Origin of the sequence: Coprococcus eutactus (assembly GCF_001404675.1) — a bacterium.
Classification (GTDB): domain Bacteria; phylum Bacillota; class Clostridia; order Lachnospirales; family Lachnospiraceae; genus Coprococcus; species Coprococcus aceti.
On record NZ_CYXU01000004.1, the window covers coordinates 111,826 to 132,491 of the forward strand.

Annotated in this window: 13 protein-coding genes; 11 read left to right on the forward strand and 2 right to left on the reverse strand. The window is 46.9% G+C overall.

Annotated features, from left to right (window positions below):
• Positions 1–11 precede the first annotated feature (11 nt).
• Positions 12–2,369 (forward strand): ABC transporter permease, encoded by a 2,358-nt coding sequence (locus ARA78_RS09545; protein WP_055280452.1) that lies wholly within the window; start codon positions 12–14, stop codon positions 2,367–2,369.
• A 209-nt stretch (positions 2,370–2,578) separates the two neighbouring features.
• On the opposite strand, the gene ARA78_RS09550 is transcribed toward ARA78_RS09545, so the two are convergent.
• Complete coding sequence (locus ARA78_RS09550; RefSeq protein ID WP_055273175.1) at positions 2,579–3,433, reverse strand: hypothetical protein; 855 nt, start codon at positions 3,431–3,433, stop codon at positions 2,579–2,581.
• 170 nt (positions 3,434–3,603) lie between these two features.
• Between ARA78_RS09550 and ARA78_RS09555 the strand changes: the two genes are divergently transcribed.
• From ARA78_RS09555 to ARA78_RS09590, 8 genes are all read left to right on the forward strand, one after another.
• Positions 3,604–5,895 (forward strand): S8 family serine peptidase, encoded by a 2,292-nt coding sequence (locus ARA78_RS09555; protein ID WP_055273173.1) that lies wholly within the window; start codon positions 3,604–3,606, stop codon positions 5,893–5,895.
• Between the two features lie 15 nt (positions 5,896–5,910).
• Positions 5,911–8,037, forward strand: a complete 2,127-nt coding sequence (locus ARA78_RS09560) for a HelD family protein (protein WP_055273171.1) — start codon at positions 5,911–5,913, stop codon at positions 8,035–8,037.
• Positions 8,038–8,423: 386 nt separating this feature from the next.
• Positions 8,424–9,005 carry a TetR/AcrR family transcriptional regulator gene (locus ARA78_RS09565; protein ID WP_070097486.1) on the forward strand — a complete coding sequence of 194 codons (582 nt, stop codon included), beginning with the start codon at positions 8,424–8,426 and terminating at the stop codon, positions 9,003–9,005.
• A gap of 102 nt (positions 9,006–9,107) precedes the next feature.
• Complete coding sequence (locus ARA78_RS09570) at positions 9,108–10,592, forward strand: DUF6937 domain-containing protein (RefSeq protein WP_055273168.1); 1,485 nt, start codon at positions 9,108–9,110, stop codon at positions 10,590–10,592.
• 17 nt (positions 10,593–10,609) lie between these two features.
• On the forward strand, positions 10,610–11,623 hold the full coding sequence (locus tag ARA78_RS09575) for an alpha/beta fold hydrolase (RefSeq protein ID WP_055273166.1): 1,014 nt from the start codon (positions 10,610–10,612) through the stop codon (positions 11,621–11,623).
• 19 nt (positions 11,624–11,642) lie between these two features.
• Positions 11,643–13,094, forward strand: coding sequence for a glycoside-pentoside-hexuronide (GPH):cation symporter (locus tag ARA78_RS09580; RefSeq protein WP_055273163.1), 1,452 nt, complete (start codon positions 11,643–11,645; stop codon positions 13,092–13,094).
• A gap of 103 nt (positions 13,095–13,197) precedes the next feature.
• Positions 13,198–15,687, forward strand: a complete 2,490-nt coding sequence (locus tag ARA78_RS09585; protein ID WP_055273161.1) for an alpha-galactosidase — start codon at positions 13,198–13,200, stop codon at positions 15,685–15,687.
• Positions 15,688–15,845: 158 nt separating this feature from the next.
• Positions 15,846–16,247: a Fur family transcriptional regulator gene (locus tag ARA78_RS09590; protein WP_015533691.1), complete on the forward strand. Its 402-nt coding sequence runs from the start codon at positions 15,846–15,848 to the stop codon at positions 16,245–16,247.
• A gap of 111 nt (positions 16,248–16,358) precedes the next feature.
• Here ARA78_RS09590 and ARA78_RS09595 read toward each other — a convergent pair whose 3' ends face one another.
• Complete coding sequence (locus ARA78_RS09595; RefSeq protein ID WP_055273159.1) at positions 16,359–17,915, reverse strand: asparaginase; 1,557 nt, start codon at positions 17,913–17,915, stop codon at positions 16,359–16,361.
• A gap of 319 nt (positions 17,916–18,234) precedes the next feature.
• Between ARA78_RS09595 and ARA78_RS09600 the strand changes: the two genes are divergently transcribed.
• Both ARA78_RS09600 and glgD read left to right on the forward strand, forming a co-directional pair.
• Entirely contained in the window at positions 18,235–19,503 is a 1,269-nt protein-coding gene (locus tag ARA78_RS09600) for a glucose-1-phosphate adenylyltransferase (protein ID WP_022217270.1), read from the forward strand.
• Positions 19,504–19,505: 2 nt separating this feature from the next.
• Positions 19,506–20,630, forward strand: a complete 1,125-nt coding sequence (gene glgD, locus ARA78_RS09605) for a glucose-1-phosphate adenylyltransferase subunit GlgD (protein ID WP_022217271.1) — start codon at positions 19,506–19,508, stop codon at positions 20,628–20,630.
• Positions 20,631–20,666 lie beyond the last annotated feature (36 nt).

Genomic DNA, 20,666 nt, shown 5'->3' on the forward strand with positions numbered 1-20,666 from the left:
GGGGATCTGTTATGAGAAATCCATTGTGGAGAAGAATTCCAAAAGAACTGAAGGAAGAGCTTGGAAAATATATAGTCATATTCCTGTTCATGGTCATCACGACGGGAATGGTGTCGGGCTTCATGGTTGCAGGTGAGAGCATGAAGAAAACCTACGACAATACATTTGACAAATACAACGTGGAGGATGGACATTTTGATCTGTCGGATGAGGCGTCAGACAATATGAAGGGCAATATAGAGGATGAGGGCGTGAAGCTCTATGATATGTCGTATTATGAACTGCCTATGAGTAAGATCGGATCAGACTCTAATGGCAATAGTGGTAATGTGGAAGGCAATGCAGAGACAAAAGATGATACGGAGGACTCTGAAAATGATGCTGCAGATGATGGGGGAAGGACACTGAGGATATTTGCACCAAGACACGATGTAAATAAAATGTGCCTGATGGATGGTGAATTTCCTGCAGGAACTGATGAGATCGCCATTGACAGAATGTATGCGGTGAACAACGATATAGAGATCGGTGATGATATAAAAGCGGGTGACAAGGTATACAGCGTGTGCGGATTTGTGGCACTCTCCGACTACAGTACCATGTTCCAGAACAACAATGACACCATGTTTGATGCCACGATATTCGGAATTGCGGTTGTGTCAAATGAGGAATTTGATGATCTTCCGGAGAAAAATAAGACCTGGTCGTATTCATGGATGTACGATGATGGAATGCCGGATGAGGAGAACGATGAGAAAAAGCTGGCGGATGACCTTCTTGAGATTGTGTATACACAGGCGGTCATGAACGGCATTATGGTGGAGAACTACATTCCAAGGTATCAGAACCAGGCGATCAACTTTGCAGGGGATGATATTGGCAGTGATACAAATATGATGAAATGGTTTGAATACATCGTCATAGTTATACTTGCATTTATATTTGCGGTAACCATCAGCAACACTCTGACAAAGGAAGCGTCGGTTATTGGAACATTGAGGGCTTCAGGATATACGAAGGGCGAGCTGCTTATTCACTACATATCACTTCCTGTCATAGTTACATTTATGGCATCAGTGGTGGGAAACGTGCTGGGCTATTCGGTGTTTAAGGATATGGGTGCGCAGCTTTACTATGGAAGCTATTCTCTCACTAAGTATGTGACGTATTGGAATGCCGATGCATTTGTGCTTACCACAGTCATACCTCTTATAATCATGATCGTTGTGAACCTGTTAGTGGTAAACAGCAAACTGAAGCTCTCACCACTGAGGTTCCTGAGACATGATCTCAGCAGATCAAAGAGAAAGAAGGCGGTGAAGCTGCCTCACTGGAAGTTCATGACAAGGTTCAAGACCCGTGTCATACTTCAGAACATTCCAGGATATGTGGTCATGCTTCTTGGAATTTACTTCGCACAGGTTCTTCTGATGTTCGGACTTATGTTGAATCCTATGCTGAAGCACTATCAGAATGACATATTGGATAATATGGTAGCTGACCATCAGTATGTTCTGGATTCACAGGTGGAGACGGCAAATAATAATGCGGAAACCTACTGTATGAAGACGCTAAGGACGACCGGAGATATAGATGATGAGATCATGGTGTATGGAATACACTCGGACAGTAAATATTTCCCGGTTAAGCTGGACGACGGAGATGTGCTGGTATCTGACAGCTACGCAGACAAATATGAGATAGTTGATGGCGACAAACTTGAGCTCAAGGAGAGCTATACTGATGACACATATGAGCTCAAGGTGACGGGTTCTGTGGTGTATCCGGCAGCCCTTGCGGTGTTCGTGACAGAGGGTGATTTCAGAGAAATATTTGACAAGGACGAGGATTACTTCACCGGCTATTTCTCGAATGACAAGCTGACCGATATAGAGGATCATGTAGTGTCAGAGATCACAAAGGATGACATGATAAAGGTGTCCAGACAGCTCACCAAGTCCATGGGAGGTATGTTCTACATAGTGGTTGTATTTTCACTTGTTATGTTCATGCTTCTCGTATATCTGCTCACAAAACTAATAGTGGAGAAGAACACGGTGTCCATATCCATGGTTAAGATACTGGGATATGACACAAAGGAGATCAGTAAGCTGTATCTGTCATCCACAACTGTCATGGTTGCGGTGGTGACGCTGCTTGATATACTGCTCAGTTACCTGTCGATCAAGGTGATATACAGGGCAATGCTGATAGATATGCTAAGCGGCTGGATGCCGATATACATGGCACCATGGATATTCCCACTCATGTTCGTGCTCAGCTTTACCTGCTATCTGGTGATCTCACTGTTGCAGATGAAGAGGATAAAGAAGATTCCTATGGACGAGGCGCTCAAGAATGTGGAGTGATGTGTCAGGCTGTGTTCAGGTATTATGAAAAAAGAGAAAATTTTGTGCTGTAAATCCCCCGAATCCCTGGAAAGGATACATGGATTAGAAGTCGTGTATCTTTTCAGTGGGAATCCGGGAGTTTGAGCACAAAATTTTCTTTTTTTTGCTATTTTGTGGGAAATGTTCCCAAAGCTGTCAGGTTGTCGACCCGGACAGGCTCATGCCAGCTAGATGGTTCCTGTGACGGTCACGGTTGCCGTTCCCGGTGTTGTGGTGATGACTCCCGTGGCTGTATTCTGTGTGAATGTTGCCGCTGGAACAGTGATCTGTCCGGCAACTGTTGCGAACGCGCCTGTTGCTTCATTGTAGGTATAGCTGGCTGGCGCTGTCCATGCATTTCCATTGTATGCCACAGTGATTCCGGTGAGAATCGGATTGAAGGTATCTGTGATGATGACGTTGTCACTTGCGGATGCCTCGGTGTTGCCGTAGTTCTCTATAAGGAAGGTGTAAGTGATCTGACCATTCTCTGCAACTATGCTAGGACTCACAGACTTTGTGATGGCGAGATCGGGAGCTGCAACAGGGGAAATCGACTCAGTTGCAGTGACTGCGTTGGTAAGTCCTGCGCCGGTTACTGTAACAGTGTTGGTCACGGAATCCTCATTGCCTCTAGGTGTAAATTCATTTGTTGTTGTCTCATATATAATAGTAGCATTTCCGCCCGCTGGAACGGAGATTCCAGTGAGTGTCAGCGGAGCTGCAGCACCGACAGCCGGAGCGGCTACCAGAGTTCCATTGGTGTAGTATCTGATGGAATCCGGAATATATGTGAGAGGATATACTGTTGTATTTCCCACTGCATATGCTCCCAGATTATCTGTGAGAGACAGACCTGTGAGTGTGGTAGTTCCGGAATTGATGAGACTTATCACATACGTGATCTTATCCGGTGTTCGGTAGGTGTCCACCACAGCCGTCTTGGAGACTGTGAGGACTTCAATTATTTCTCCAGTTATGATATTGGAATTGGTGGATCCTCCGTTGTATGACAGAGTTGCCTGATTAGTGAATGTTGCCATTACTTTACCTCCGTATTGTGTTGTCAGAGGTTTATATACCTCTGATATAAAGTATGTGCTGTGGAGGCTTTGGGTTACAGATATTACTCACCATCTGCGGCACATTTATGTTATACTAAAAGATAACTATGTGGTTTAAAGAGCTGTTTTTATATACAGGAGGAATATAGGTGAGAAGGAAAAGGTGGTCGTACCTGATTGCCTGTGTGGTGCTGGCAGGTGGGCTGGCAGCACCTGGCACATATACCAAGGTGTACGCGCAGGATTATGAAAATGTAGAATACGTAACCAGTGTGTCAGAGCTTAGAGATTCCATGGACGAAGCTGATGTGGTAAACTCGGCCGATGTGATGGATAGAGGAGCGGATGTCGACGCAGCGGCAATGTACAGCAGTGAGTCAGCCGACATATACAGTCTTCGCAGGATCATATTGTATACAGATGAAGTGCCGGAGACCTATGGCGCGACAACAGTCATCTGTTATGACAAATACGATTACTATGTGCTTGGCTACGATACCGAGGAAGCGACGAAACAGGCATACGAAAAGCTTCAGGAAGAGTACGAGCCTGACAAATGTATGCTTGATCAGGTCATATATTCAGAAGATGTGCTGGCGGATTCAGATTTGGATTCAAATTCGTATGCTGCACAGCGGAACGTTGATGCCATGCTTGCCGCATCGGAGACATATAAGGCTGTAAGCTGGGGCACAAGGTACATGGGAATGGACAGGCTGAAGGCAGAGGTGTCGGAGTACAAGCTGAATGCTAAGGTAAATGTGGCGGTCATAGATACCGGAGTTAATTCCTCGGATACTCTGTTTGAAGGCAGGATAAATGAGGAAGGAAGTATGAACTGCTGCGAGGGCGAAGACCGGAGCGACTACGGAGACAACATGGGACATGGAAGTCATGTGGCGGGCATAATAGCGGATGCGACACCGGACAATGTCCAGCTCACGATCATCAAATGTTTCACAAGCCGGGGAGCAACCACAGTGTCAACGGTACAGCAGGGAATCATGGCTGCGCTTGACAGCGGTGCGGACGTGATCAATATGAGCTTCTGCTTCTATGGTAAAAATGCAAGTGACAACACCAGGTCGATGCTTGACGAATTGTTAAAAAGTGCAAAAGAAGATGGCGTCATCATGTGTGTGGCAGCAGGCAATACGAACAGCACTGTGAACAACTGGGAGATCAGCGACGTGGAAGGTGTGTCATATCCTGCGGACAGCAGCGATGTGATAACAGTGTCGGGGCTTATGCAGAAGGCTGGAACGGAGGAGACAGCAGACAGGATATCGACGGATGCGGTGAAATTTGACGATAGCTATTCTTACTATGGAAATGCTGTAGATTTTTCCGCTCCCGGAACGAAAATAACATCGGCGTGGAAGACCGGAACAAATCATGGGTTTTCCACTTCAGGAACATCCATGGCGGCTCCGCATATATCAGCGGCGGCGGCCTACGTGAAGCTGGCGGAGCCAGAGCTTGACAGTGACCAGTTGAAGAATAGACTTATCTCATATTCCGTGGATCTGGGAACAGCGGGAAAGGATAAATACTACGGTTACGGTTGTCCATACATGGCGGATTATTTTGCTAATACATTTGGCGGAAAACATCCGGAGACAAAGGTCGGAACCTGTGCGGTGGAAAGTCTTGGAAATGCGAAGGATGGACTGAGACTGTCGTGGACTTCGGCGGATAATGCAAGTGGGTATAAGATATACAGGAAAACTGCGACAAGCGCATACAAATGTATAGCTGAGATAAAAGGTTCAGGAGTCAGAACATACACTGACAAGACTGCGGCGGCTGGAATCAGATACAGATATGCGGTGAGGGGCGTGAACGGCACGGCCGAGGGACAGCCGGCGGCTACAAAGGCACTGGTCAGACTTACCCAGCCGAAGTACAACGTGAAGAATGCATATTCCGGCGTGAAGGTATCCTGGAACAAAGTAAAGGGCGCGAGTGGATACAAAATATACCGCAAGGCACCGGGGCAGAACGGATGGAAGCAGTACAAGGTGCTGTCAGCGGGAACGCTCACATTTGTCGATAAGAATATGACTAATTACAGAAACTATACATACACGGTCAAGGCGTTCAAGGGTACTTCTGCAAGCTCGTATGATACTGCGGGGGTCAGGTTGTACAGGATGCCGGGATGCAAGGCGAAAACGGTCAGATCAAATTCCAGAAAGACGATGGATGTAACATGGAACAAGGTCAGGTATGTCAGCGGGTATCAGATCCAGTACAGTACATCGTCGAAATTTGACAGATATAAGGTGGCAACGATAAATAAGTCCACAAAACTCAGACGCAGGATAAGCTCTCTGTTCTCAGGAAAATATTATTATGTGAGGATGAGAACCTACAGAAGAGTTGGCGGCAAGACCATTCATGGCGGCTGGAGCAGTGTACAGCGCATAAAGGTAAAATAGTGAAAGGCAGATAAGATGGCAGAAAATAAGGATTTGGAAGGATACAAGATCTCCACGATGGAGGATGAAGAGGATTATTTTGACAATGTGGAGATGGAGCTCGACTACAGCATCAGTATAACTGAGGGTTCCATGGAGCTTGGAAAGGACAATATAAAGGAACAGAAGAAGTACATGCGTGACAGCCATGGAGACATGGACGACGAGGAGTTCCTGCAGAACATGCAGTCGGTGAACAATGATGAGGCGTTCCTCAGAAGAGCTGCGAAGCGCCTGGAGGTGTATGAGCACCAGAAGAAGGTGCCGTACTTTGGCAAATTTGTATTCAAATATAAAGATGACGAAGAGTATCTCACGGTATATGTGGGTATGAGCGGTTATCAGTCAGATATGAATGGGCAGCAGCTTGTGTACGACTGGAGAGCACCTGTATCCTCTATGTATTATGCTTATGAAAAGGGACCGGCATCCTACAATGTCCATGTGGATGACATGGAAGATGACGAGTTTTCTGGAGACATAGTGGAGAAGAAACAGTTTCTGGTGTCAAATGGCAGACTTAAAGACGCGGTGGATACTGACTCCAACATCAACGACGCCATATTGCTGGAGGCCCTTGGCGGCAACAGTGGTGTGAAGATGAAAAATGTGGTGGCTACCATACAGAAGGAGCAGGATGCGATCATAAGAAACCGCACGGCGTATAACCTTATAGTGGACGGCCGCGCCGGAAGCGGCAAGACGGTCATAGCCATGCACAGACTGGCGTGGCTGTTGTACAATTACAAGACACTTGAGAGTGACAATGTCATGATACTGTCTCCAAACAGTATATTTGGTGATTATATATCAGAGGTTCTCCCGGAGCTCGAGGAGAACAGTGTGCCTGAGAAGGAATTTGACAGTCTGCTTGAGGAGCTTCTTTTCATAGAGGAGGAATATGAGAGCAAGCTGGATCAGTCGGAGTTCATTATAGACAGCGGCGATCAGGACAACCAGAGGATGAGAAATATCAAGGTCAAGTCGTCCATCTCTTTCTACGACAGTTTCAATGAGTATCTGGACAGGTATGTGTCAGGTATAAAGTTCAGAAATTTCCACTATCAGAAGGTGGAGTATACAGGCGAGGATATAGCTGCCATGTTCAATGGAAGATTTGCAAGAAAACCTGTGTATGAGAGATTCGAGAACATAGCATACTTCATAGTAGACAGGGTGGAGGATAATTCACCAAAGGAGTTCCCGGACGAGAAGAAGCGTAATCTGGCAAGGCAGATACAGAAGCAGATGGTAAATTTATTTGCAGAGAGGAATCTGGTTGAGTTGTATGTTGGATTCCTGGCGGAGATGGAGAAGAAATATCCGGGTATATCGGAGTACAGAAATGAATATGGAAAGATATGCTATGAGGATATCCTTCCTATACTTTACCTGCAGGTGTATTTCTACGGATGTCATTCCTACAACAATATCAAGCACCTCGTCATAGATGAGATGCAGGATTACAATATATTCCAGTATGCGGTGATAGACAGGGTGTTTGGCTGCAAGAAGACTATCCTAGGCGACAGGTATCAGGTGCTCTTCTATGATCCTGAGGAGACTGTTGTGGATGTTCTGATGAAGATATTTGCAAAGCGTAACGGACAGGGCGGTTACGAGCTCAAGGAGTTGTTCGCATCGTACAGATCAACTGCGGAGATCACAGAGTTCTGTAACGGCATACTTGGCGGTGAGGGGGTAGGCGGCAATACCGTGGAGAGGCACGGCAGGGTGCCTGAGGAGATACAGTGTGAGTCACTGGATGAAGCTGTGGAGTTCATAAATGACAAGCTGAGCTACGGAGACATGGACGCCTACGACAACATAGCAATCCTGACAAATGACGAGGCAGACGCCTACGAAGTGTACAAGCAGCTTTCGGAGTACACCGAGGTGACGCTCATCACCAATCAGTCGGTTGTCTATGCGGGCGGTGTGGTCGTACTTCCAAAGTTCCTTGCAAAGGGAATGGAGTTCGATGCAGTGTACGTCATGACGGACGGAACCTACGACGGAAGCATGGTCACAAGACATGCGCACTATATAGCCTGTACGAGAGCACTCCATGAGCTGTATGTGCTTGATGTGGAGCAGCCATAGGAGTGATACAAAGACAGAAATATTATATCTAGAAATATTTTTCGGGAAAATCGCGATTCCAACTGAACATATATGATGTACTATACGGCATTTCCGCTTTGGGAGATGCCGTATTTTTTATTGTTGCTATATGGCAGATGGTACGCCTGAGCAGAAATGTAATTGTGAGTGTCAGAACTCTGTAAATTATTCGCCAGCTAATAATTGAGATTTGTGTTGATTGTGCAAAAATTATACATAAATCGAGATAACGTATTTTTATTGTTGCAATATCTACAAAGAAATGTTATCATCAAGGAAACGGGGAAACTAAAAATAGTTTCTGAGTTTCCTGAGCGGGAAGTATGTACAGGAAGCTGACAGACACGGATGGACAGGAGGGAGTTATGGACGGAGAAGCACAGCAGCAGCTTAAATTGAGGATATATGAGGCGACCATAGAGGAGTTCCGGGAGAAAGGGTTCAAATTCACCATGGACGATATGGCAAGGCGACTTGGAGTGAGCAAGAAAACCATATATCAGGTCGTCAGGGACAAGGAATCATTGTTCTTTGACACGGCGACATATATATACGAGCAGATCAAGAGAAGTGAACAGGCGGTCATGGATGACGACCGCCTGACCACGGTGGAGAAGATAAAGGCGATTCTCATAGCCATGCCGGACAGCTACAGCGAGCTGGACTGGAGGCAGATATACCAACTGGAGAATTCATATCCACGGATATTTGCCAGGGTGAGAGTAATGATGGAGCAGCAGTGGGATAATACCATAGAGCTTCTGAAGCGCGGAATTGCCGAGGGTGTTATAAGGAATATTCCGATTCCGGTCATCAAGACGATGTTCGAGGCCACGCTTGAGAAATACATGGAGACTACAGTCCTGATAGATGCAGGGCTTACATTTGACGAGGCGGTGCAGTATACACTGGATGTGCTTATGAATGGTATATCCTGTAAGGAGTAGAAACGGCTATGAATGAAGGGATTATCTGGAATAGGGCCCCGCGACCGGTTCAATTCACCGGGGTGAGATGGGTGGTATATATAAAAGACAGGAGGGTGTGCTATGGGCAAGAGATCTGAGGTTATATTTGGCAACAGGATGAGCGGTCAGGTCGTCAAAAAGGCGGAGAACTCCAAGGAGAGATTTGTCAGGAGATTCGGTGATGACAGTGAAGTGGATTATCCTCTTGCAGTTGTGAAGAATCCGTATATTGGAGATACTCTCGGTGTCTCCAATATTGTGATCGACGGCGGAGTCAGTGATGATGCGGATGCCGGTGAACGTGAGGCGTTTGACAGGGACAAAGGAATCATAGTTGGCAATATCAGGATGGGATTCGGACACTACAGGATATCCATGGCGATAGCATCAGCGGCCAATCATCTGGGATACAAGCCGTACTGGATGGATCTCAATTCCTACAGTGAGACCACTGGAGGAAAGGTCATAGAGGCGCAGAACAAGCTCTATTCCCTGGGATCCAGGATCTCTGGAAAGAGCAAGGTTTTCAACAAGGTGGTGTGGGAGCCTATGAATTATGAGGGCTTCAGGAAGCTGTCATACAATGCCTCAGATCAGATGAATGCGGAGCTCATGACACCCGTATTCGGGAATGTTCCGAAGGATATCCCGCTTGTGGCGACACATGTGTGGCCTGCCCAGGCGGCGGTTCATGCAGGAATGAAACATGTGGTGAATGCAATCCCTGACAACTGGCCTATGGCGCTCCACCTTGCGGAGGGAAGCCTTCACACGGTTCAGACCAGATCGGCATACCTCGGATACAGGACCCTGAACGGAATGCAGGGCGACGAGGTGCTTAAGCCTATGCCCAGCGATTCAATCAGATACGTTGGACACTATATAGACCATGAGCTGGTGGCAGCCATAGAGGAGGACTGCGACAGGAGAATAGAGAGAAGAAAGAAAAAGGCACCGATGCGTTTCCTTCTCACCATAGGAGGTGCCGGAGCACAGAAGGATATATTTGCAGCTATCATCAGGACGGCGCTTACCAGTGTGAAGAAGGGCAACATGGTCCTGTATGTAAATGTGGGCGACTACATGAACGTGTGGGAAGAGCTGGTGAGAGAGATACCCGCCATGGAGAGCCTTGTCACTACACATTTCGATGACTGGAGCGACACCACAGCATTTGCGGATAAGGCTCTTAAGGAAGAGGTGTACGGAATACACGCATTTTGCCATGAGAATATATATGAGGCTGTGTACTGCACCAACCTTCTCATGAGAAGCTGTGATGTACTCATAACGAAGCCGTCTGAGCTGGCCTTTTATCCAGTTCCAAAGCTGTTCATCAAGAGAGTTGGCGGGCATGAGCAGTGGGGGGCGATACACTCGGCGGAGATCGGAGATGGAACACTGGAGTGCCGTGATATACCGCACACTCTACAGATGATGAAGCTGTTCATGCAGGATGACAGCATACTCACAGATATGTGTGAGAACATAAAGCGGAACAAACTGGATGGAATATACGACGGAGCGTATGAGGTCGTAAAACTGGCGATGGATATGAAGAACTGAGAATGGAGGGTTACATTATGTATAAGGTAAAGAAGAAAGAGACATTTATACCATCATCAAATGGCAAGGACAGGCTGCACGTTATCGTGTGGGAGCCACAGGGGGAGATAAGAGCGATACTTCAGATATCCCATGGAATGATAGAGCTGATAGACAGATATGATGAATTTGCAAGGTATCTTGCAGCAAAGGGCTTTGTGGTGGCAGGAAATGATCATCTGGGACATGGACTCACGGCGGCAAATATGGATGAACTTGGATATATGAATGCATACGATGCGAGCAAGGCAATAGTCGCGGATCTTCATAGAGTCACTAGAAGTCTGAAGAAGGCATACAAAGGAGTACCGTTCTTCCTGATGGGACACTCTATGGGTTCATTTATGGCGAGACGATACATGAGTGACTACGGCTGGGATCCAAAATATCCGTCACCTTACACGGAGGGCTCAAGTGTGGACGGCTTTATCTGCATGGGAACTGGAAGCATGCCTGAGTATATGCTGCAGATCGGAAGACTTGTGTTGGAGCTTGAGAAGAGTCAGCACGGCGAGAGATACAGAAGTACCCTCATGGAAGTGTTGGCATTTGGAACATACAACAGGGGTATCCCGAAGACCACTATCGTGGACGGTGAGGTGAGAAAGAGGACGAATAAAGACTGGGTGAGCCGTGACCCGAAGCGCGTGGATGCATATGTGGATGATCCGCTGTGCCAGTTCTCATTTACCCTGAAGGGCTACGAGACGCTGTTCAATACACTCCACTATATACAGGAGGACAGGAACATAGCGAAAATACCGAAGAATGTGCCGGTTCTGTTTGTGTCCGGTGACAGGGATCCTGTTGGACATTACGGCAGGGATGTTCTGAAGCTCTACGAGTTATACCACAGGAGAGTTTCGCACAATGTGGCATGCTATCTGTATGAGGACTGCAGACACGAGATACTGAATGAGCTGTGCAGGGATAAGGTATTTGACGATATTGACAAGTGGCTTGAGACAAGGCTTGCAGATATAAAAGGTTAGGCCTTTAAGGAGGTTATATATGGGAGAAAATTCACAGGATAATACACAGAATGGCGCACCTACGGGCGGCCTTCAGAAAAAGACAAAGATAGCCTACGGAGTAGGGGCCGTGGGAAAAGACATGGTGTATATGCTGGTAGCCAGCTATATACTGTACTACTACAATTCTGTGCTTGGTGTCAGCTCAGTGTTCATAGGAACAGTGCTGATGGTGGCGAGAGTGTTTGATGCATTTAACGATCCTATCATGGGTATCGTGGTGGCAAAGACCAGAAGCAGATGGGGAAGGTTCAGACCGTGGATATTCTCGGGAACCGTGCTGAATGCGGTTGTCCTCTATGCGATGTTCGCCGTGCCGGAAAGCATGGGAGCTGGTGGGATGAAGGTGTTTCTGACAGTGACATATTTCCTGTGGGGAATCACATACACGTTGATGGATATTCCGTACTGGTCCATGATCCCGGCCATCACTGAGCCGGGCAAGGAGAGGGAGAATCTGTCTGCACTTGCAAGATCCTGCGCGGGCGTGGGTTCTGCCATCCCTACTGTACTTACTATGATAGTAGTTCCAGCCATCAGCGGCGCAGCCCTGGCGGCGGACAAGCTGAAGATCACGGATTACCGCATCGGCTTCAAGTGGTGGGCTCTTCTGGTTGCAGTGGTGTTCGTCATCTCGGAGGCCATTTGCGTGGCAAATGTAAAGGAGAGGGGTGACACAGTAGTGGAGTCCCATGGCATAGGTGAGATGTTCCATTCGCTGGTGACAAATGACCAGGCTCTGGCGGTGGTCATCACCATCGTGCTCGTAAACTCTGCACTCTATATAACAAGCAACCTGCTCATATATTTCTTCACATATGACATAGGAAGTGAGAGCGGATATGCGCTGTTCTCCGCATTTGGCGGCGGTGCGCAGATACTTGCTATGATGCTGTTCCCGCTCTTTAGAAAGAAGATGTCCAAGAGAAAGCTGTTTGTACATTCGGTGGTATATGAAATCGTCGGATATGTGATGCTGCTTGCCTGCAGCCTTGCCGGTGTTACCCGTATGACGGTGGGCGGAGTGCATTGTTGGTACGTTCTGTTCATCCCGGGACTTCTGGTATTTGCGGGAAGCGGACTTCTAAATGTGCTGATAACTGTGTGTCTTGCCGACAGCATAGACTACGGAGAGTACAAGAATGGGCAGAGAGATGAGAGTGTCATATGCTCCATGCAGACATTTGTAGTAAAGCTTGCATCGGGAGTTGCAGTGTTCTTTGCCGGACTTGCGATCAAATGGGTCGGACTTATCCAGCCAGCAGATGGAACATCGGAAGTCATAGAGCAGAGCACAGGAACTCTCATGGGACTTTCCATGATGATGACGGTCGTTCCGATAGTCCTTCTCATCATAGGACTTGTATTCTTCATCAGGAAATACAAGCTGACCGAGGAGAGGATGCAGGAGATCATGACGAAACTTAGATAGGAGGAACCGCTATGAACGAAGTTCATACTCGGAATCGGTTCCGACGACCTGCCCCGCTCGCATATGCGAGAGGGGCGATACATATTAGATAGGAGGAACCGCTATGATCAGATATATAGAAGAACATCAGGTATTCATACTGGAGACAAAGTCGACGCAGTATGCCATGTGCGTGCGCCCGGATGGACACCTTGAGCACCTGTACTACGGTGGCAGGAGTCTGGACTGCGGAGATCAGAATATTGTGGGACTTTGGGATGTGGCACATGACCGCAGCCTGTTCGAGACCGGCAATGCCATAGTGCTGGATGGTGGACTTACCTTAGAAAGTCTGCTGCAGGAACTGTCGTCAACCGGCAAGGGGGATGTCAGCGAACCATTTGTCTGTATGACCCATGCAAATGGCAGTACGACCTGCGACTTTGTGTACGAATCATACGAGATAAAAAACGGCAGGGATGAGCTTGAAGGACTTCCGTGTGCGGTGGAATATCATAGGGGGACAGATGGCAGATTCAACACAGTAAATGAGCAGCAAGGCACAGAAGTGGGAAGCGGTGTGGCTGGTGGATTGCAGAGCATACAAGCATATGAGCGACAGAATACAGCGGGCGAGGTAACACAGCTCACAATAACCCTCCGGGACAAATTCTACAGACAGAAGCTTGAGCTAATATATGTCACATGGGATGACTGCGACGTGATAACCAGAAGTGCCCGCCTGACAAATGAAAGTGATGACGTGGAGCGGGTGGACAGACTTATGTCCATGCAGTTTGATATGAGAATGTATCAGGAATATGACATGATACATTTCGGAGGAGCCTGGGCGAGGGAAATGCACAGATCGGTGCACCCTGTAAGGCAGGGAAGAGTGTCTGTCTCATCGTCGACCGGAACCTCGGGCAGCAGGGCCAATCCGTTCTTCATGGTGGTTGAGCACGGCAGTTCAGAGGAACACGGTGAGTGTTACGGCTTCAATCTCATATATTCAGGAGACCATATGGAGAGCTGTGAACAGAATTCATATGGACGTATGCGTATACTCAGCGGCATCAATCCTGAAGGATTTTCATTTGCGCTTGAGCCGGGACGGTCATTCCAGTCGCCGGAGGCGGCCATGACATATTCAGATTCAGGATTTGGCGGTGTCAGCAGTCATATGCATGCATTTGTCAGAAGACATATAGTCAGAGGCCGCTGGGTGGACCGGGAGAGGCCTGTTCTGCTGAATAGCTGGGAGGCCGCATACTTTGATATAAATGAGAAAAAGCTGCTGAAGCTTGCAAAAGAAGCAAAGAAGTGCGGCATAGAGCTGTTCGTCATGGATGACGGCTGGTTCGGACACAGGGACAATGACACATCCTCACTTGGAGACTGGCAGGAGAACCGCAGCAAGCTTCCGGGCGGAGTGAAGCAGCTTGCGGACAAGATAAATGCACTTGGACTTGACTTTGGCATATGGGTAGAGCCGGAGATGGTGAACGAGGACAGTGATCTCTACAGGGCACACCCGGAGTGGGCGGTCAGAGTGCCGGGACAGAGCCATGCCGAGGGGCGTCATCAGATGCTTCTGGATCTCACCAATAAGGATGTGAGAGACCATATAGTGGAAGCCATGACAAATGTGTTCTCATCTGCCAATATATCGTATGTTAAGTGGGATATGAACAGGATTATGTCTGACAGGTACAGCCAGACGCTGCCGCCTGACAGGCAGAGTGAATTTGGACACAGGTATGTGCTTGGACTCTACGACATCATGGGAAGACTCACGGAGCGTTTCCCTGAGATATTGTTTGAGGGATGTGCCGCCGGGGGAAACAGATTCGATCTCGGTATACTGTGTTACATGCCGCAGATATGGGCGAGTGATGACACGGATGCCAGGGAGAGGCTTGAGATACAGACGGGTTACAGCTATGGCTACCCTATGTCGGTAGTCAGCAGTCACGTGTCCGGATGCCCGAATCACCAGACACTCAGAGTCACCCCGCTTGAGACGAGATTCGGAGTGGCGGCATTTGGCGTGCTGGGCTATGAGTGCAATCTGTGCGATATGAAGAAGAAAGATCTGGAGGCAATAGAAGAGCAGGTGGAGTTCTACAAGAGACACAGGCGCACATTTCAGTTCGGCGAATATCACAGGATCGAGAATGGCACAGTGTCAGATCTCCGGAGGAATGAGTACCAGTTCATGACGGTTTCCCAGGATGGCTCCGAGGCGGTGTCTTGCTATTATGAGGGACAGGTGATACCGAATTACACTTACAAGCATATGCGGACTAAGGGACTTGACGAGAATGCAGTTTATGTCATGGAGGGCAGAAGCCTGCAGTACAGCGTAAAGCTCATGGGAGATCTCATCAACACTGTTACGCCGGTGCATGTGAAACCTGATTCCCTGACCCAGAGTGCGATAGACAAGGTGGTAAAGCTTCAGGGCGAGAAGGAATATGTAAAGGCGTCCGGTGCAGTGTTTAACCGCGTTGGGGTGAACCTTGCTCCGAACTTTGCGGGAACTGGCTACAACGACCAGACCGCTCTCTGGACAGAGCATGGACTGAGGTTATATACCTTCACCAGACAGTGATATATATGATCACATGCAAATGCTCATACATGGAATTGAATCACAGGAAAAACTTACATTATAAAAATAGTGGAAATAATATATGGAATGTGTTATCTTACTCTTATAGAGAACTGTTCCTAATAGAAGATTATAAATACCAGAAGGAGGACTATACAATGAGTGAGAAGCGTAACACATGGCAGAAACAGGTCATATACTCTGTTATAAAGGAGCTCAAGACTCATCCTACAGTCCAGAGCCTGATAGATGAACTGGAAAAGAGAGGATATAAGATAGGCAAATCAACTGTGTACAGGGTGCTCTCTGATGCGGTTGATGAGGGAATTGTCATGAATGTGTATTCAGGGGACAAGATGGAGCATTTTGATGGCAATACCGAGAATCACTATCACATACGCTGCAAGGTATGTGACAGGATATTTGACAGTGAGCTTCCATACCAGGATTCCATCACACAGATGGGCGTGGAGGCGGACAGCGATTTCGTCATACTGTCACACAACCTAGAATTCATCGGGATATGTCCATCCTGTAAGGACAGCCTGAAAAGTCTGTGATGGGGAAATGCAAAAGACCGGTACACATAAACGCATATTGTATGCGGTGTATGTGTACCGGCCTTTTTGTATGTGCAGGCAATGCCAAGAGCCTGTATCTTATCTGCTCTGTCAGTCTCTCTTTTTCTGTGAAATGATATTTGCAGATTTTATTTCCTTCTTTATAAATTCAGGAATCGCGGAATTGTCTTTCTGGTCAGATTCAGGTGTGTCCGGCTGCGCCTCAACTGTATGTGAGTTTACACTTATAGGATCCACACGTGGATTACTGATAAATGTCTTGTTGGCCGAAGGCTTTACAACTGTCATTCCGAGGATGGACTTCTTGTTGCGAAACTCTCTTTCCTCCTCTGGTGTGCGCTCAGGGGCGGCATCCACCAGATTGCCGTCTCCGAAAAGGTCTATCTCAAAGCTGCTGTCATTTTCCTCCTGCTCATCATCCGTATCGTCATCCAGCGCATCTGTAATTATCGGTTCTGCGTGGATGGAAGTATCCGTATTGTCGTCTGCAAATGCACTGTCGAGATCAGGATCGTATTCATCAGCAAATGCGCTGTCAAGATCAGGGTCATATTTTTCATCTGATTCAGTGTCGCCAAATTCAGGATCGAAGTCGACATACTCCTCAGGCTTCTCAAAAAATGTAGGATCTATATCGAGCTTGAAGTCGACCTCTGAGTGACCCACTTCAATGCCGCAGTCGTTGAACAGCTTGGTCGTGTAGCAGTTTTTCAGTTTCTCGATGAGTTCAGTGTTTTCGTACTTGAGCTGTTCGAGTATGTTTGCGATTATCATTCCCTGATATTCATCCGTCCATCCGTCCTCAAGCTTTACTGCGATACCGAGCTTCATGCTCTTTATCGCCATACATATAACACCCCTGGAGCCGTCCTTCATTATGAGGTCAGGATTTTGGTTGATATAATATGAAGGTGTTCCGTAATCGTTGATCTTCTCAGGATATTTGTGGATGCATGAGAAGTTGTAGTCTATAGTCTCCCGGAGTTCGTTTGACAGGCTGAATGGATCCATGAGCTTTGCGTAGGACATGGCGATGCTTCTAAGTGGCAGTGCAAATACTGGAACTCCACAGCCGTCTATGCCGAGCCCGATCTTGAATGTAGGGGTCTGGCTGAGCATGGATATGAAATTGATTATCTGCTGCTGTACAGGGGAATCCTTGAGCTGATAGCCGTCCGGCTTACCGGTGAGCTCTCTCTGGAGCAACATAAGGCTGAAATGTTTTCCCGAGCAGCAGTGCTGAAGTTTGCTCTGTCCCTGCCTTGGGTGGAGCTTTGACCTGTCGGTGAGCTTTGCCGCCAGCGCTGAAGCTGATGTGGAAGCGCATGGCTTCATGATCATGTCATCGGGATTCAATCCTGTCTTGCGCGAGATCTCCTCCAGCACAAATATATGATGGTTGCTTCCCCAGTGGGAAGAGTTGAACATGGCAACATCCTCGTCGGTGAGGTTGAACCTTCTGTGAAGTCCTGCCAGCAGTGTAGGCAGCACCTGTATAGGCTTGCTTGCGGAACGCATGAAAGTCTGTTTCTCTATGTCGCCAAGGTAGGCGATTGTATCTCCTGTGGATGACACAACTGCGATGGAGCCGCGGTGTGCATTCTCAACAATATTTCCACGGTATTCTTTTACTAATATCTCTGACATATATTCAACACCTCATTTGTATTTTGTATGATTTTCTTCCGATATAGTCATTATATGAAAAAGATATCCGTTTGCAAAATGAAAATTACATAATATATAAGAAAAATATGAGAAATGTAATTGAGTGTAAGTAAGTAATAACTAAAAAATATCGCCTGATACTGACAAAATACATCATTTGTCATATATACCCTGAGTAAAAAATGTTTAAAAAAATCGAAAAATGCGCATTTTTTTTGTGAAAATGCATAAAAAACTTTGATTATTATAAAAAGGATGGTATAATGTCTTTATAATTTTGCATGGAGAGGTGACTTACATGATTAAAAAAGAAATGATCGCCATGCTCCTTGCTGGTGGACAGGGCAGCCGTCTTGGGGTTCTTACATCCAAGCTTGCCAAGCCAGCGGTAGCATTTGGCGGCAAATACAAGATAATCGATTTCCCACTGAGCAACTGTATCAACTCGGGGATTGACACAGTAGGTGTACTTACACAGTACAGACCACTCAGACTTAACCAGCATATCGGAATCGGCATTCCTTGGGATCTCGATAGAAACATTGGTGGTGTCACAGTGCTTCCACCATACGAGAAGAGCAACAACAGCGAGTGGTACACAGGTACTGCCAACGCTATCTACCAGAACATAGAGTTCATAGATTATTACAATCCAGACTATGTTCTCATACTTTCCGGTGATCATATCTACAAGATGGATTATGAACACATGCTTGACTATCACAAGTCCATGAATGCGGATGTGACACTTGCCACATACCAGGTTCCATGGGAGGAGGCAAGCAGATTCGGAGTAGTTATAACGAATGATGACGGCATTATCTCAGAGTTTGAGGAGAAGCCGGAGAACCCAAGAAGCAACAAGGCTTCCATGGGTATATACATATTCAACTGGAAGATCCTCCGCGAGGCACTTGTTACCATGAAGGATCAGCCGGGATGCGATTTCGGTAAGCATATTATTCCATACTGCCATGAGAACGGCAACAAGATATGTGCATACGATTTCAAGGGATACTGGAAGGATGTAGGAACTCTCGGTTCATACTGGGAGGCCAACATGGAGCTTGTCGACATAGTTCCTGAGTTCAATCTGTATGAGGAATTCTGGAAGATATATACGAAGACAGACGCCATACCACCTCAGTACATAGATGAAGCGGCAAAGGTATCCAAGTGTATCATCGGAGAAGGAACCGAGATATACGGAACCGTTGAGAATTCAGTTATAGGCTCTTGTGTAACCATAGGAGAGGGTGCGGTCGTTAAGGATTCGATTATAATGAATGGGGTTACGATCGAAGCTGGTGCCTATGTTGAAAAGGGAATCATTGCCGAGAATGTCAAGGTTGGTGCAAATGCCAAGCTTGGAGTTGGTGAGGAAGCTGTCAATGAGATGAAGCCTAATATCTACGCATTTGGCCTTGTTACTATAGGTGAGAACTCAGTTATACCTGAGGGCGTAACAATAGGTAAGAACACTGCAATATTCGGTGACACAGATCCTTCGGATTATCCGGACGGAACACTTCCGAGTGGCGGTAGTATTATAAAGGCAGGTGAGTAGACATGAGAGCATTAGGAATTATTCTGGCAGGTGGTAACAGCAATAAGCTGGGAGATCTTTCAGCAAAGAGAGCCGTTGCAGCCATGCCTATCACAGGAAGCTACAGAGCAATTGATTTCGCACTTTCCAATATGACTAATTCTCATATTCAGAAGGTAGCGGTATTCACACAGTACAACACAAGATCACTGAATGAGCATCTGAACTCAAGCAAGTGGTGGGATTTCGGAAGAAAGCAGGGAGGTCTGTTCATCTTCACACCTACCATCACAGCAGCTAACAGCTACTGGTACAAGGGAACAGCAGATGCACTTTATCAGAATATCAAGTTCCTCAAGGAGAGCCATGAGCCATATGTAGTTATCGCTTCAGGAGACGGTATCTACAAGCTCGACTACAACAAGGTTCTTGAGGAGCATATAAGCAATGGTGCAGATATCACGGTTGTATGCAAGGATATGGCACCGGGCGAGGATGACATCAACAGATTTGGTGTTATCAAGATGAACGAGGATGGCAGGATCATAGACTTCGAGGAGAAGCCTCTTGTGGCAGGAACCAACACGGTTTCCATAGGTGTATATGTCATAAGAAGAAGACAGCTCATCGAACTCCTTGAGACATGTGCCAACGAGGGAAGAAATGATTTCGTAAGAGATATTCTCGTGAGATATAAGGGTGTCAAGAGAATTTACGGATACAAGATGGACAGTTACTGGAGAAACATAGGAACAAAGGAGTCATATTACAGAGCTAATATGGATTTCCTCAAGAAGGACGTAAGAGACTTCTTCTTCAAACAGCATCCGGATATCTACTCAAGAGTGGATGATCTCCCACCAGCAAAGTACAATGCAGATGCGGTGGTAAATAACAGCTTGATAGCAAGCGGTTGTATCATCAACGGAACCGTTGAGAACTCAGTTATATTCAAGAAGGTATACATTGGAAATAACTGTGTGATCAGGAACTCGATCATACTTAACGATGTCAACATCGGTGATAATTCCATCATCGAGAATTGTATCGTGGAGAGCAGGGATACACTCCGCGCGAACACAGTACATCAGGGAACACCTGAGGACATCAAGGTAATAGTGGAGAAGGATTTCAGATATGCGTTGTAGGATGCATACGGTATAAGTAGTACAAATGACAGTTGC

Bases quoted from the DNA above. Each gene is read 5' to 3' on its own strand.
- glgD (WP_022217271.1), top strand. From the start codon at position 19,506: ATGAGAGCATTAGGAATTATTCTGGCAGGTGGTAACAGCAATAAGCTG.
- ARA78_RS09560 (WP_055273171.1), top strand. From the start codon at position 5,911: ATGGCAGAAAATAAGGATTTGGAAGGATACAAGATCTCCACGATGGAG.
- ARA78_RS09550 (WP_055273175.1), bottom strand. From the start codon at position 3,433: ATGGCAACATTCACTAATCAGGCAACTCTGTCATACAACGGAGGATCC.
- ARA78_RS09580 (WP_055273163.1), top strand. From the start codon at position 11,643: ATGGGAGAAAATTCACAGGATAATACACAGAATGGCGCACCTACGGGC.
- ARA78_RS09585 (WP_055273161.1), top strand. From the start codon at position 13,198: ATGATCAGATATATAGAAGAACATCAGGTATTCATACTGGAGACAAAG.
- ARA78_RS09570 (WP_055273168.1), top strand. From the start codon at position 9,108: ATGGGCAAGAGATCTGAGGTTATATTTGGCAACAGGATGAGCGGTCAG.
- ARA78_RS09600 (WP_022217270.1), top strand. From the start codon at position 18,235: ATGATTAAAAAAGAAATGATCGCCATGCTCCTTGCTGGTGGACAGGGC.
- ARA78_RS09545 (WP_055280452.1), top strand. From the start codon at position 12: ATGAGAAATCCATTGTGGAGAAGAATTCCAAAAGAACTGAAGGAAGAG.
- ARA78_RS09595 (WP_055273159.1), bottom strand. From the start codon at position 17,915: ATGTCAGAGATATTAGTAAAAGAATACCGTGGAAATATTGTTGAGAAT.
- ARA78_RS09590 (WP_015533691.1), top strand. From the start codon at position 15,846: ATGAGTGAGAAGCGTAACACATGGCAGAAACAGGTCATATACTCTGTT.
- ARA78_RS09575 (WP_055273166.1), top strand. From the start codon at position 10,610: ATGTATAAGGTAAAGAAGAAAGAGACATTTATACCATCATCAAATGGC.
- ARA78_RS09565 (WP_070097486.1), top strand. From the start codon at position 8,424: ATGGACGGAGAAGCACAGCAGCAGCTTAAATTGAGGATATATGAGGCG.